Below are 14,191 nucleotides of genomic sequence, written 5' to 3'. Positions count from 1 at the left end.
CGTGGCCAGGATCGATCGCCTCTTCGACGAGCTCCTGTCCAGGAAGGGCAGCGACCTGCACCTCGGCATCGGCTATCCGCCGCTCGTCCGCGCCCGCGGCGAGCTCCTCGCCCTGCGCGACACGCCCCTCGACGCGGCCGAGATGGAGGCGCTCCTCTTCGAGATCACGACCTCCGAGGAGCGGCGGCGGATCGTCGACGAGCTCGACCTCGACTTCGCCTATTCCTACGCGGACAAGGCCCGTTTTCGCGCCAACTATTTCTACAAGACCACCGGGCTCGCGGCCGTCTTCCGCACCATCCCGAGCAAGATCCTCTCCCTGGACGACCTCGGCTGCCCCGAGACCATCCGCCGGCTGTCGGAGCGGCTGAGCGGCCTCGTCCTGATCACGGGTCCGACCGGCTCCGGCAAGTCGACGACGCTGGCGGCGATGATCGACCACATCAACCGCTCGCGCGCCTGCCATATCCTCACGATCGAGGATCCGGTCGAGTTCGTGCACAGCCCCATCCGTGCCCAGATCACGCACCGCGAGGTCGGCCCCGACGCGGGCAGCTTCGCGAGCGCGATCCGCAGCGCCGGGCGGGAGGACGCCGACGTGATCCTGATCGGCGAGCTCAGGACGAACGAGACGATGAAGCTCGCCTTGCAGCTCGCGAGCTTCGGCGTCCTCGTCTTCGGCACCGTCCACACGAACAGCGCCGCCGCGACGATCGACCGCATCATCAACGCGTTCCCCGCCGACGAGCAGCTCCAGGTCCGCGGCATGCTGTCCGAGAGCCTCGCCGCGATCATCGCCCAGCAGCTCCTCCGCACGAAGGACGGCACGGCCCGCGTCGCCGCGCACGAGATCCTCGTCGGATCCAGCGCGCTGTCCGCGATGATCCGCGAGGGAAAGACGTTCCAGATAGCGAACCTGATGCAGGCCGGCCGCTCCGCCGGCATGCAGACGATGGACATGGCGCTGGAGCGGCTCGTCAAGAAGGACACCATCTCGGTCCAGGCGGCGCTCGAGAAGGCGATCGACAAGGACACCTTCCAGCGGCTCTTTCCCGACGCGCAGGGGTCGTGACGGCGCGCTGGGCCGGAAGGACGCAAGAAGGCTCGATGAAGGAGAGTAATTTTTCCTGGACCGACCCGATGAATCAGCCCGCACAGGACATCGCCTCGCTCGACCTCGACGCCTATCTCGCCCGCATCGGCTACCGCGGGGCGCTCGCCGCGACGCGGGAGGTGCTCGATGCGCTGCACACAGCGCACGCCTACTCCATCCCTTTCGAGAACCTCGATATCCTGCTCGGCCGCCCGATCCGCATCGACCTGGCCAGCGTGCAGGCCAAGCTCGTCAGGGCGCGCCGCGGCGGCTACTGCTTCGAGCAGAACACCCTGTTCGTCGCGGCGCTGCGCCGGATCGGGTTCAAGGTCACGACGCTCATCGCGCGGGTGCGGTTCCAGCGGAGCGAGCTCGGCCCGCGGACTCATATGCTGTCCCTTGTCGAGCTGCCCGAGGGGCCGTTCGTCGCGGACGTCGGCTTCGGCGGCGCGGGCCTGACGCAGCCCATCCGGCTCGTCGAGGGGGAGAGCCAGGCGCAGGCGCACGACGTGGCCGGCCTGCGCCGGGAGGGCCCGTTGTGGGTGCTCGAGTCGAGGGCGCGCGAGCCGTGGCAGGACCTCTACGCGTTCACGCTCGAGGAGCACTTCCCCGTCGACTACGAGCTGGCGAACCATTACACGTCGAGCCACCCGAGCTCGCTGTTCGTGAGCAATGTGGTCGCGGCGCTCTCCTCGCCGGAGGCTCGTCTGACGCTGCGCAACCGCCAGCTGGGGGTGCTCCGGGGCGGCCACTTCGAGCGCTTCGAGCTCGGCGACGACGAGCTCCTCGACGTCTTGAAGACCCGCTTCGGGCTGGAGCTCCCGGCCGGAGCGCGGCTCTCCTGCGCGGGCCTCGACGGCTGAAGCGCGGCGGCGCGTCGAGGGGGGGTGTCCGGCGCTCGCCGTCGCGGAGGCGGGGCGCGCGCTCGTGCCGGGGCTGGCGGGCGCGGCTCCCCGGCCGCGCCCGCCGCCCATCGCGCCGGGGCTTTACCGGGTCAGTGCACGCGCCCGATGCCGCGGCGGATGAACGCCGAGCGGCTCGCGGCCGAACCGGCTGGCGCGGCGCCCCGCGCCGCGGTCGCGGCGCCTGCGAAGGTCGGGGCAGGCTCGCAGACGAGCGCCTTCAGATCCGCATTGCGGCGCCCGAGATCGTTCAAGTTGCGCGGCTCGCCGGTCACCGGATCAGGGATGTTGATGCCCGTCATGAAGCCCGACAGCGAGGTCTCGTTCCCGGGGGACCTCGGGTTCACGTGCAGGAAGCCCGTCCCCGTCTCCTGCGCTCCGTGGCACCCGTTGCAGGTGTTGAGGGAGAACTTGTGTCGCGCCTCGTTGTTGAGGATGCCCGGGGCCGTCCACGCCGTCAGGTTGTTGAACGACGAGCCGCCGAGGAACGGGCTCCCCTGGAACGTCTCGGGCACCGTGTGCTGCTCCGCGACGATCGCCGCCTCGTTCTGGTTCACGAAGTCCGCGAGCGTGGCCGACCCATCGAACGTGATGTCCGGCGTCAGCTTGACGGTCTCCGGGCGCAGGAACCCCGTCTGGGGTGAGAGGACGAACTCGCGCAGCTCCCACGGGCTCGCGAGCGCGATCTCGTTCGTGCGGAGCTGCCCGAGCGAGCTCCCGTTCGGCCTGCCGGGCGCGGCGTTCCGGCCCGCGAACTGCGTGGTGATGTCCTGGAGCGCGGCGTTGTACTCCTCGGACGGGAAGGGCAGGCTGCCGAGGGCGTGCCAGGAGTTCGCCCAGTCGAGGACGTCGGCCTCGGTCGACGCGGGGAGCTTGTACTCCAGGATGATGGTGAACTGTTGCGGGAAGCCCTGGCTGACGACGCCGAACACGAACCGCCCTTCGCCCGCGTGACCTTCGGCGACGTTCCGCACGTCGATCCGGTTGACGATGCCGAGCAGCAAGAGCGGCGCCTGCTGCAGGTCGAGGGACCCATCAGGGCTCCTCGGCCACTCGTCGAGCACGACCTGTTGAATGACCGGGCGCGCCGGCAGCGTGAACCCGTTCACGACCTGGTCGCTCAGCCAGGTCGTGAACATCTCCTCGACCATGGCCGGCGCGTCGGCGGGCGTGGGCGCCATGTCCTCCATGAGGCGCGCGAACGTCCACGCGCCCGTCCGGGGGTCTTCCGGCGGCCCGTTGGACGTCGTGCGGAGGGGATCCTCGACCACGCTGAGGTCCTTCACGAAGATCTCGCGGCTCGTCCGGACGAAGCAGCCCGTGGGCTCGGCGAGCTCGAAGTTGAGGGCCCCTGAGCCGACGATGAACTCGGGCGAGTTGAAGTTGATCACGTCGAAGGGGAGCTGGTGGGCGCCGGGGTCCGCGTCCTCGGTGCCGCTCACGGTGGCCGCGAACGTCACCGTGCTCCCGGACGGGACGCCGGGGAAGAACTCGGGATCCACGGAGGCGTTGATGCCCGGCGACTGGCTGAAGAGCTGGACCAGGTAGTCCCCCGGGACGCACGCGCCGACATCGTTGTTGGTGACGGCGATCTGGTACGTCACCGGCGTGTTCGGGGCGACCGGGCCGCTGCTCTCCGGCGTGACGGTGAACGTCGTGGGGCGGCTGAGGCAGGAGAGCTGGGCGATCTCGTTGCCGGTCGTCGGGGACGCGGAGACCCACACCTCGTCGATCAGGCCATTGAAGCGCTGCTGCTTCTGCGGGTTGCTGCCGATGTGGATGGGCGCGTTGATGTCGGCGAGCGTGCCCGTGGCGCTGATCTGGCCGACCTGCTCGCCGTTCAGGAAGAGCCGCACGAAGGTGCCGTCGTAGATGCCCGCGACGTGCGTCCACACGTTGGCCTGGATGGGGGCGCGGGAGGTGATCGTCCGCCCGTTGGTCAGGGTCACGGCGAACCGCGCCTGGTCATTCCGGATGTCGAGCGAGAAGCTCGTGTCTCCGCCGCCCCGCTCCTGCACGATCGTCCGCACCGCCGACCCGGACACCGAGGTCGGGTTGACCCACGCCGCGACCGCGAGGTCCTGTCCGAACGTGAAGCTGGGATTGTCGTCGGCGGCGACCGTGTCGTTCTTGCCGTCGAAGGAGATGGCGAGGCCGCTGACGCCCTGAGCGCACGCGGCGCTGGCCGAGCGGGAGGCTGTCATGTCATTGCCTGACGAATCGAGCAGGTCCGACGTCGAGCTGTCGCAATCGTCGAACTGCCAGAACCCGACGGCCGGCGGCCCGACCGGGGCCGGATCGACGGGGCCGCCGCCGGTACCGCCGCCGACGCCGGTGCTGCTGCTGCTGCCGCCGCCCGTGCCGGGGCCGCCGCCGACGCCGCTGCCGCCGCCGACGCCGGTGCTGCTGGTGCTGCTGCTGCCGCCGCCGGTGCTGCTGGTGCTGCTGCTGCCGGTGCCGGTACCGACGCCGCCGGTGCCGACGCTCGACGCGCTGACCGCCTCGTCGAGCGCTTGTTCTGCATTGCCGAGTGAGTCTTCATCGACGCCATAGCTTCCGCATGCGGCGGCGCCGAGGGCGAGCAGGGCGAGGATCGCAGCCGAGCTGGTGTTGATTGCGTGGGGGTGGGCGAAGCCGAAGGAGAGTTTCCGCATCTGCGTTCTCGTTAGGTAAGAGTTGGCTGCACGAGCGCCTTCCGGCCGCAGCTTGTTCTGTGACCGGAGGCGCGAGCAGGTGTCTGTCAGACCCGACCGGGCTGTTCGGGTTTGGGCGCTGGTGCAGAGCGCCTGCCTGGCAATGGATATGCCCGGTCCTGGAGGTCGATTTTCCCCTGCCGCGTCGAGTCCAGCGTGCCTGGCCATGTCGTGGGCGCCCGACACTGGCACATCTGGCACACCATCTTTACGGGACCGGCGGGTGCTCGAGATCAGACAAGCACGCTTTCCACGCGTCCGATTGCTGCGCGTGCCGTCTGGCCGCGCATCCAACAAAGCTCCTCCCCGGAGCCGCGCGCCTGTCGCGCTTCGTCCCGAACGCCGTGCCTTTGCCGTCCCTCGCGTCGCGCTCGCGTTGGTCGGTCGTCGTCCCGCCGCTTCTATAAGCCGCGCCGCGCCACCGCCTCAATGCATCGCGCCGCGTTCTCCCAGCGTCGCCTCGCCGTCTCCTTATAAGGAAGGTGCGCCCACCCCTATCTCATATAAGGAGGAGGTCGCCGGCCGTTCCGCTCCGTCCCGTCACGACCGACCCTCGTCGTTCCCGCGAACGGCCGCGGCCTTCGGATCGAATCCCCAAGCCCCAAGCGGCGCCGTTTGCTGTCCCTCTCCCGCCGTGCCCCCAGCAAGTTTCCGCCGCGCCCCCGGACCTCCTCACCCCCAAACTCTGAACACCCGTCAGCGGAGCGCTCCCGCACAGGAGACGGGCCCAGATCGGCGTTTTCGGCGCGGAGGCGTACTCCTGTACGCCGAGCACCGAAAACGTCGAGATGGGCCCGTATCCGAAGCGGGAGTGCTCCTCAGGACGACGTCCAGCGGGGGCCGGCGGGGGTATCTTCCAGGACGACGCCGGCCTCGGCGAGCAGGGTGCGGATGGCGTCGGCCTTGGCGAAGTCCTTCGCCTTCCGCGCGGCCTGGCGCATCGCGATCAGCCGGTCGACGGCGGCGTCGCCCCCGCGCCCCGCTTCGCCCTCGGAAGGGACGAGCGCGTAGTCGGCCACGAGCACCGGATAGAGCGCCGGCTCCGCGATCTCCACCCCGAAGACCCAGAGGTGACGCGCGATGGCGCGGTAGACCGCGAGCAGCGAGGCGCGGTCGTCGCACTGCTCGATCCCCGCCGAATAGAGCGCGCTCACATAGTCGAAGAAGGCCGCCACCGCGTTCGGCGTGTTCAGGTCGTCGTCCATCGCCTCGATGAAGCGCCCGATGAACCGCTCGGTGTGCTCCTTGAACCGGCCGTGGACATACTGGTGGCGCATCCTCGGGAACCGCTCCTCCTCGGGCCGCTGCGACGCATAGGCGCCGGGGGCGAGGGGCTCCTCCGCCGCGCCGCGCAGCTTCTCGGCGAGGACCGCCGCGAGCTTCTTGATGCGCGCGTAGCCCTGGGCGCTCTGCTGGAGCAGATCCCAGCTGAACGGGAGCTTGCACCGGTAATGGTGCGTCACGAAGAACCACCGCGCCTCGTCGTGCTCGTGCCTGGACAGGAGCTCCTCGATGGAGACGACGTTCCCGAGGCTCTTCGACATCTTCACCTCCTTGAGATCGAGGTGCTCGGGGTGCAGCCAGTAGCGCACCCAGGGCCTCCCGCAGAGCGGCTCGCTCTGCGCGATCTCGTTCTCGTGGTGCGGGAACATGTTGTCGATGCCGCCCCCGTGGACGTCGAAGTGGTCGCCGAGCAGCGCCGTGCTCATCGCCGAGCACTCGATGTGCCAGCCGGGGCGCCCCGTCGGCCACGCGTCCGCTCCGGTCTGCCAGCTCGGCTGGCCGGCGGCGGTCGGCTTCCAGAGGCTGAAGTCCGCCGGGTGCCGCTTTCGCGCGAAGTCCTCCTCGACGCGGCCGCTCGCCCCGACCTCCTGCTCGTCGACCTTGCGCCCCGAGAGCTCACCGTAGGACGCGCACGTCGAGACTTCGTAGAAGACCTCGCCGTTCACCGTGTACGCGTGGCCCTTGTCGATCAGTCGCTTCACCATGTCGACCTGCTCGTCGACGAAGTCGGTGGCGCGCGTGTAGACCGCGTAGTCCTTGATGTGGAGCTTGCGGCAGTCGCGCCGGAACGCCGCGATGTTCCGCTCGGCGACGTCGACGGCGCCCTCGCGCTCGTTCGCGCGCTGCATGATGCGGTCGTCGATATCCGTGTAGTTGATGATGCTCAACACGTGATAGCCGCGGTACTCGAGGTAACGGCGGAAGACGTCCCAGAAACAGTAAGTACGCGCATGACCGATGTGCATCGGCGCGTAGACCGTGAGACCGCATGTGTAAATGCGCACGATCTTCGGCTGGGCGGAGACGAATGGCTCCTTCTTCCTCGTGAGCGTGTTATGGACCTTGAGCGGCATCAACCACCTGCGTGAATGTGCGAGCTGCCCCCCGGACCGCGTACGCTACCCCGGCCCTGTCGCCCGGTCAACGCGGAACATCGCCGTCGTTCCCCTGGTTTTCCCTCAGGAATGAGGGCGCCCGGCCAGGAATGAGGGCGCCCGGCGGGCGCGCTCCGCGACTGGCGACTGGCGTGCGAAACTCTGGATGACCACCCCGCGCTGCGGTGAGCCCCCACCGCGCCCCGGGGATGGACACGGCTGCTCGCGCCGCCCCGGCCGCCGTGGACGCTTGCGGCCGTCCTTCCTTCGGTCTACGCAGCCGTGCATGCACATCACTTCAAGGACCTTGCCGTTCGTCCTCGCCGGCGCGCTCGCCGCTTGCGCGTCCAATCCGCCGCCCGTCGAGACCGCCCCGCCGCCCGCGCCGCCGGCCCCCACGCAGCCCACGCCGGCCGTTCCGGCCGCGCAGCCCGAGGCGGCGACCCCGCCCAAGGCGGACCCGGCAGAGGAGAAGAAGAAGGCGGAGCTCGCCAAGCTCGCCGAGGACATGAAGGCCATGGAGGCCAAAGCCGACCAGGAGGCCGCGCGCTTCGACGACGCGCTCAAGGCCGAGGTCAAGGCGCTCCTCGCGGCCAATCACCCGAGCGCGGGCGCGGCGCTGCGCGCGGCGCTCAAGGGGAAGCACCGCCTCCCGGGCAACGCCGAGCGGGACGCGGCCCGGCACCCCGTCGAGACCCTGGAGTTCTTCGGCCTCAAGCCGGCGAGCACCGTCGTCGAGCTCGGGGCAGGCGAGGGCTGGTACACCGAGCTGCTCGCGCCGGTGCTCGCGAAGAAGGGCAAGCTCATCGTCACGTCCCTGGATCCGAACGGCCCCGCGGACTCGCGCAACACCCTCTATGGAAAGCGGGTGAAGCGCCTGCTCGACAAGTCGCCCGACCTGTTCGGCAAGGTCGATGTCGTCGTGATCGACCGCGACAACCCGAAGCTCGGGATCGAGGGCAAGGCCGACCTCGTCCTCGCCATTCGCGAGGCGCACGGCTGGCAACGGAACGGCAAATTCGACACCTACGTCGCCGAGGCGTTCAAGGCGCTCAAGCCGGGCGGCGTCTTCGGAATCGTGCAGCACCGCGCCAAGGCCGACGCGAACCCCGACGAGAGCGCGAAGCAGGGGTATCTCCCCGAAGCGTGGGTGATCCAGAAGGTCGAGTCGGCCGGCTTCAAGCTCGGTGGCAAGTCCGAGGTGAACGCCAATCCGAAGGACACGAAGGATTACCCGGAAGGGGTCTGGACGCTGGCGCCGAATTTCCGGCTCGGCGACAAGGACCGCGCGCGCTACGCGGCCATCGGCGAGAGCGACCGGATGACCCTCAAGTTCGTCAAGCCCGCCCGCTGACCCCCGCCCGCCCGGATCCCACCCGCACCTCCCCTCCGCGCGCCGCGGCGCCTGCTGCCGAGCGGCGCCGCGTCGGCGCCCGCCGCTACGCGGGCGCCGCGTCGCGGCCCGCCGGCGGCGGAGCGACCACGCGGCGCATCGGGATCGCCGCGCCCGGGGCCCCCGAGGCCCGGTAGGACGCGAAGCCGAGGCCGTCCAGCATGGCCGGCGACGCGTAGACGCCCGGCTCCGCCGCCTCCGGGAGGCACGACGAGAGCTCGATGACGTTCCCGCCCACCACGGAGCCGTCCTCGGTGACCACCACGTCGCCGGCGTGGAGGCAGAAGCGCACGCCGACCCTCCGGTCGCGCCCGCCGGACCCGGCGAGCCGCTCGTACAGCGCGAGCGCGGCCGCGATCGCGCTGCGGCGCGCCTCCTCGGCGCCGCGCTCGTCGCGCGGCCAGTCCGCCGACAGCAGCACGCTTGTGCTCGTGACCGCGAGCGGCGAGAACCCCGCGGTCGCGAGATGGGCGATCGCCTGCGGGAGCACCGCCTCGAAATCGGTCAGGAAAGAGTCGGTGGGGGCCTCGAGCGCCCGGGTCTCGGCGAGGACCTCGACGAGCATCCCGATCGCGAGGCGCCGGATGCGCCCCGCCTCCTTCGCGCCGGCGCGCAGGACCCGCGCCGTGGCGGCCCGCACGTCCTCCAGGAACGCGGTGACGTCCGGATGGCGGCCCGCGGGGTCCTTGCTCATGGCCCGCACCACGATGTCGTCGAACGCCGGATCGACCGGCGCGTGCAGGCTCGGGCGGGGCGGCGCCTGGTGGAGGTGCAGGTGGCGCAGCACGGGGTACGCGCTCGCCGAGAACGGCATGGCGCCCGCGACCATCGTGTAGAGCAGCGCGCCCAGCGCGTAGACGTCGGTCCGCATGTCGACCGGCCGGTTGAGGAGCTGCTCGGGCGACATGAACGCCGGGGTCCCCACGACGTGCCGCGACGAGGTGAGCGAGAGATCCGTCGTGCCGAGCAGCTTCGCGATGCCAAAGTCGAGCAGCACGACCCTGAGCCCCCCGCCCTCCTCGCACAGGATCACGTTCGAGGGCTTCACGTCCCGGTGGATGATCCCGAGCGCGTGGACCGCGGCGAGCGCGCTGCAGAGCGGGTCGAGGATCGCGAGCGCCTCGTCCGCCGGGACCCGGCCGCGCGAGAACAGGTGCTGCTCGAGGCTCCTGCCCTGCAGCAGCTCCATCGCGTAGTAGGGCCGCCCGTCGCCGAGCCGCCCGACGTCGAGGATCTCGACGACGTTCGGGTGCCGGATCCGCCCGATCGCGTCCACCTCGCGCTGGAAGCGGAGCACCACGTCGATGCGCGAGATCAGCTCGGCGTGCATGATCTTGACCGCCGCCGGCGCCCCGCTCGTCCCGTGCACCGCGCGGTAGACGACGCCGAACCCGCCTTCGGCGATGACCCCGTCGAGGAGGTACTCGCCCGCCCGCGGCACCACGGCGATCGGGATGCCCGGACCCTCGCCCGCCAGATCGTGCGTGTCGAGGTTCCATGTCGGCACCGTGCCGGCCGGCGCCTCGCCTGCAGCGGGCGCGTCCGCCGCCGGCGCGGCGGGCGGCGACTCATTGTCTTTGCGGGAGGTCTTCATACATGACAGCGGTTGACTTCGCGCGATACTGTAGCCCTAAGCCGGTGTCCAACGTGACCGTCGGCTGCCCCGAGATCGAGCCGAATCATGCATCGATGCGCCGTATGTCACGGGCGGCTCGCCGATGGCGCGCCCTGCGCCAGAGACGGCTTCACGCCGCCGCCCGGCGAGAGCGACGCCGTGGAGGCCGCGGCGCCCGCGCTCGAGGGCTTCGCGGTGCTCGGCCCGGTCGGTCGCGGGGGCTTCGCGGACGTCTGGGCCGCGGAGCGGGACCACGACGGCGCGCCGGCCGCCATCAAGGTGGCGCGGCAGTCGGGGTCGAGCCTCCGCGAGCGGTTCCGGCGCGAGGCCTGGCTCCTCGAGCGCGTTGGGGTGCCGCACGTCGCGCAGCTGTACGCCCACGGCGAGCTCGCCGACGGCCGCTCTTACCTCGCGATGGAGCGGCTCTTCGGCCGGACCCTGGCCGAGGAGCTCGCGGCGCTGCGCGCCCCGCTCGACCCGGATCGCGCCGCCGGGCTCGCGGACGCGATCCTCGCGGTGCTCGAGGCGGCGCACGCGACCGGGGTCGTCCACCGCGATGTCAAGCCGGAGAACCTCTTCCTGCTCGGCTCGAGCGGCCGCGCCGTGCTGCTCGATCTCGGCCTGGCGAAGCTCGCCTCTGCCGACGACCAGCCGGCCACGCCGGTCCACGCGACGCGCGCCGGCGCCATCGTGGGGACGCCGGAGTACATGGCCCCGGAGCAGCTCCGGGGCGACGCCGCGAAGATCGACGCGCGCGCGGACATCTATGCGTTCGGCGTCATCCTGTTCGAGCTGCTCACCCTGCGCCCGCCGTTCGTCGGGGACGAGAACGCCGTCGAGCACGGCCACCTGGCGCTGCGCCCGCCGCGCCCGAGCGACCTCGCGGACGTCCCCGAGGGGCTCGAGGAGCTCACGCTCGCCTGCCTCGCCAAGGACCCGAGCCGCCGCCCGGACAGCGTCGCCGCGCTTCGCCGCACCTTGCACGCCCTGCGCGCGCGCCCGTCCGGCGACACCCTCCCGCCGCCGTCGGCGCCGCGCTCCGCGCCGCGGTCGTCGAGGCCGGGCGATGACGTCGCGACGGCCGCCGCCGAGGGGCGGCAGCCGGTCGCGCTGCTCTTCGTCGAGGCGGGCGCGGGGCCGGTGATCGCGGCGGTCGGCAGCCGCCGGGGGTTCATCGCGCGGCAGCGGGGGCAGCGCTGCCTCGCCGTGTTCTCCGCGAGGGACGTCGACGACCCGGCCCGCGCCGCCCTCGCCGCGGCGCGCGAGCTCACGGAGGGCGGCGGCGCGCGCGTGGCGCTGCACCTCGCCAGCGTGCGCCTGCGCCGGGTCGCCGGCGGCCTGCACGCCGCCTATGGCGCCCCCGTCGAGCGCCCCGAGACGTGGCTCCCCGCCGAGCCCTGGCGCGGCCTCGTGATGACCGAGGAGTTCCAGCGCGCGCTGCCCGAAGACGAGCTCGCCCCCACGCCGCCGGACGACCCGGAGAGCCTGAGCGAGCCGCCGCTGCTCGGCCGCGACGACGTGCTCTCGGCGCTCGCGAGCAGCGCGACCGACGCCTTCGACGGGACGTGTCCCGGCCTGTTCACGCTGATCGGCGACGCCGGCCTGGGCAAGACGCGCCTCACGGCCGAGGCCGCCTGCGTCGCCGGCGTGCCGGTCCCGGACGTGCGCGTGGTGGTGGTGCGCGCGCTCCACCCCATCCACGGCGGCGCCGCGCAGGCCGTGCGCGCGCTCCTGCGCGTCGCGCTCGATGCGCCGGTCGAGATCCCCGACGATCCGCGGGGTTTCTGCGTCGAGCGGCTCGGCGAGCCGATCGGGGGCGCCACCTGGGAGGCGGTCGCGGCGGTGCTCGGCTGGGCCGGCGCGGGGGGCGGGCGGCTGTCCGGGGAGGCCCGCCACGGCCTGATGCTGGCGCTCGCCGACGCGCTCCGCCATCGGGCGCGCCGCGGCCCGCTCGCCGTGATCCTCGACGACGCCGACCAGGCGGACGACGTGCTCCTCGACGCCCTGGAGTACGCCACGCTCGACGGCGAGGGCACCCCGCTCTGGGTGGTCGTGACCGCGCGCCCTCGCTTCGAGCAGGCCCGCCCCAGCTGGGGCCAGCGCAACCAGCGCCACACCCGCGTGACGCTCGCGCCGCTCGCGGAGGAGGCGGCGATGGATCTCGCCTCGCGCCTGCTCCTGCCGGCCGAGTACCCGCCCGCGGAGACCCTCCGCCGGCTGGCCGACTGGGCGGGCGGCAACCCGGACTGCCTGCGCCAGATCGTCCGCTCCCTCAAGTACGCGGGGATCGTGCGCCGGCGCGCCGGCGGCGGCTTTTACGTCGCGACCGCGGAGGTCGAGGCGCTGCCGCCCGCGCCGGCGTGGCAGTGGCTCGCGGCGCGGCAGCTCGACGAGCTGCCGGCGGAGCTCGCGGCGTGCGCCCGGGTCTGCTCGGCGCTCGGCATGTCGTTCGATCGCGCCGAGCTCGAGGCGGTGCTGGACGGCCTCGAGCGCGCGGGCGGCGCCGGCTCGCTTGTCGACGCGGGCTTCGGGCTGGCGGCGCTCGTCGAGCGGCGGATCCTGCTGCGCGACGGCCAGGGTCATGGCGGCGCGGGCGACCGGCACGCGTTCCAGAACGCGGTCTTCCAGGAGGCTGTCTACGAGATGTTCGACCCGGCGCACCGCGCCGAGATCCACCGGAGCGCCCTCGAGTACTGGCGGGCGCAGGTGGCGGCCGGCTCGACCGACGGGCTCCGCGCCCTCGCGCGCCACGCGGCCGTCTGCGGCGAGCGCGCCGAGGCCGCCGACGCCTACCTCGCGCTCGGCGATCTCGCGTCCGCGCGGCACCACGCCGTCGAGGCGGACCAGCGCTACGACGCCGCGCTCCACGTCGCCGAGCGGGGCGACGCGCGCCGGCGCGCGCGCGGCCTCGCCGGGCGCGGCAGGAGCCGGTACCGCATGTGCCGCGTCCAGGAGGCGCGCGGCGATTTCGGCGAGGCGCTCGCGCTGGCCGAGGCGCTCGGCGACGCGCACCTCAGGGCGACCCTCCTGCTCGAGGACGCGATCGCGCTCGACTGGGCCTTCGACTTCGACGAGTCGGCGCGCCGGGTGGAGGAGGCGCAGCCGCTCGTCGACGCGGAGCGCTCGCCCGAGCTCGCGTTGCTCCTCCGGGTCGCCGAGGGCCGGACCTTGTGGCGGCGGGGGCGGCTCGATGCGTCGATCGCCGAGCTCACCGACTGCGCCGGGCGCGCCGCGGCGTCGGGACACTACGACGCGCGCGTCCTCGCCCTGCTCATGCTGTCGTTCCTGCTCGCGTCAGCGGGTCGCCGCGAGGAGGCCGAGCGGGCCTCCGGGGATCTCATCACCCTGCTCTCGGCGGCCGGCGATCGATTTCACCTCTGCGCGGCGTACATCAACCGCATCGCGCTGTGGGCCTGGCGGTGGTCTCTGCCGGGCGCGGTCGACGACCTCCGCCGGGCCGTCGATCTCGCGCGCGAGATCGGCAATCCGTGGCTCGAGAAGATGGCTTCGTACAACGTCGCGGTGCTGCTTCACTGGAGCGACAGGCAGCGCGAGGCGCTCGCGCTCGCGCGGCGCGCCCGGTGGCTGGAGGAGCAGGCCTCGGAGCGCCCGATGCCCCAGACGGCGATTCTGCTCGGGCAGATTCACCTCGTCCTCGACGAGTACGAGCAGGCGAGCCAGCTCGCCCTGTGGATCGAGCGATCCTGCGTCCTCGGGCCGGGCGACGTCCCGGACTACACGTTGCTCAAGCTCGTGCTCTCCGAGGTCGGGCTCCGGCCGGCCAACTGGCCGGCCAACTGGCCGGCCAACTCATCCTCTGTCTCGTGGAGCGAGGCAATCCAGCTCGCGAAGGACCAGCCCTTTGTCGAGAACACGCTGCTGCTCCTCTACTGGCGTGCTCGAATGGCGCTTCGTCGGGGACACACCGCGGAGGCCGAGGAAGCGCTCGCGAGCGCGCGGGAGCGCCGCGGCGAGAGCCCCATGTGGCTGTCCCGCTTCGGCGAGCTGGAGCGCAGGCTGGAGGAAGGGTCCCGGGCTCCAGACGTTCGTCCAACCCTGCCGGCCTGACTCGACAAGGTATGTTCCCGCGCCGCGTTCGGGCGAGACCCGATACGTG

At 72.0% G+C, this 14,191-nt stretch carries 7 protein-coding genes; 4 read left to right on the top strand and 3 right to left on the bottom strand.

The genetic code is table 11. From position 1 onward, the window contains the following. The first annotated feature begins 1 nt into the window (after position 1). Together WMF36_RS28855 and WMF36_RS28850 are read left to right on the top strand one after the other, a co-directional pair. A complete protein-coding gene (locus tag WMF36_RS28855) occupies positions 2–1,072 on the top strand; it encodes a type IV pilus twitching motility protein PilT (protein ID WP_437477530.1) in 1,071 nt (356 codons plus the stop codon). Positions 1,073–1,107: 35 nt separating this feature from the next. After that, positions 1,108–1,956 carry an arylamine N-acetyltransferase family protein gene (locus WMF36_RS28850; RefSeq protein WP_437573981.1) on the top strand — a complete coding sequence of 283 codons (849 nt, stop codon included), beginning with the start codon at positions 1,108–1,110 and terminating at the stop codon, positions 1,954–1,956. A gap of 131 nt (positions 1,957–2,087) precedes the next feature. Here the strand turns inward: WMF36_RS28850 and WMF36_RS28845 are convergent, their stop codons facing one another. Continuing rightward, positions 2,088–4,649, bottom strand: coding sequence for a LamG-like jellyroll fold domain-containing protein (locus tag WMF36_RS28845; RefSeq protein WP_437573980.1), 2,562 nt, complete (start codon positions 4,647–4,649; stop codon positions 2,088–2,090). 857 nt (positions 4,650–5,506) lie between these two features. Continuing rightward, positions 5,507–7,045: a cysteine--tRNA ligase gene (gene cysS, locus WMF36_RS28840; RefSeq protein ID WP_437573979.1), complete on the bottom strand. Its 1,539-nt coding sequence runs from the start codon at positions 7,043–7,045 to the stop codon at positions 5,507–5,509. A gap of 307 nt (positions 7,046–7,352) precedes the next feature. Between cysS and WMF36_RS28835 the strand changes: the two genes are divergently transcribed. Then, on the top strand, positions 7,353–8,420 hold the full coding sequence (locus WMF36_RS28835) for a class I SAM-dependent methyltransferase (RefSeq protein WP_437573978.1): 1,068 nt from the start codon (positions 7,353–7,355) through the stop codon (positions 8,418–8,420). Positions 8,421–8,505: 85 nt separating this feature from the next. Here WMF36_RS28835 and WMF36_RS28830 read toward each other — a convergent pair whose 3' ends face one another. Beyond that, the gene (locus WMF36_RS28830; protein WP_437573977.1) at positions 8,506–10,053 is read right to left on the bottom strand and encodes a serine/threonine-protein kinase; all 1,548 of its coding nucleotides are present in this window, start codon (positions 10,051–10,053) and stop codon (positions 8,506–8,508) included. An 87-nt stretch (positions 10,054–10,140) separates the two neighbouring features. Here WMF36_RS28830 and WMF36_RS28825 point away from each other — a divergent pair, with 87 nt between their 5' ends. Then, positions 10,141–14,142 (top strand): serine/threonine-protein kinase, encoded by a 4,002-nt coding sequence (locus WMF36_RS28825; protein ID WP_437573976.1) that lies wholly within the window; start codon positions 10,141–10,143, stop codon positions 14,140–14,142. Positions 14,143–14,191 lie beyond the last annotated feature (49 nt).

Source organism: Sorangium sp. So ce887 (assembly GCF_051521455.1).
Lineage (GTDB): Bacteria > Myxococcota_A > Polyangia > Polyangiales > Polyangiaceae > Sorangium.
This window is presented reverse-complemented; position numbering and strand designations above follow the sequence as displayed.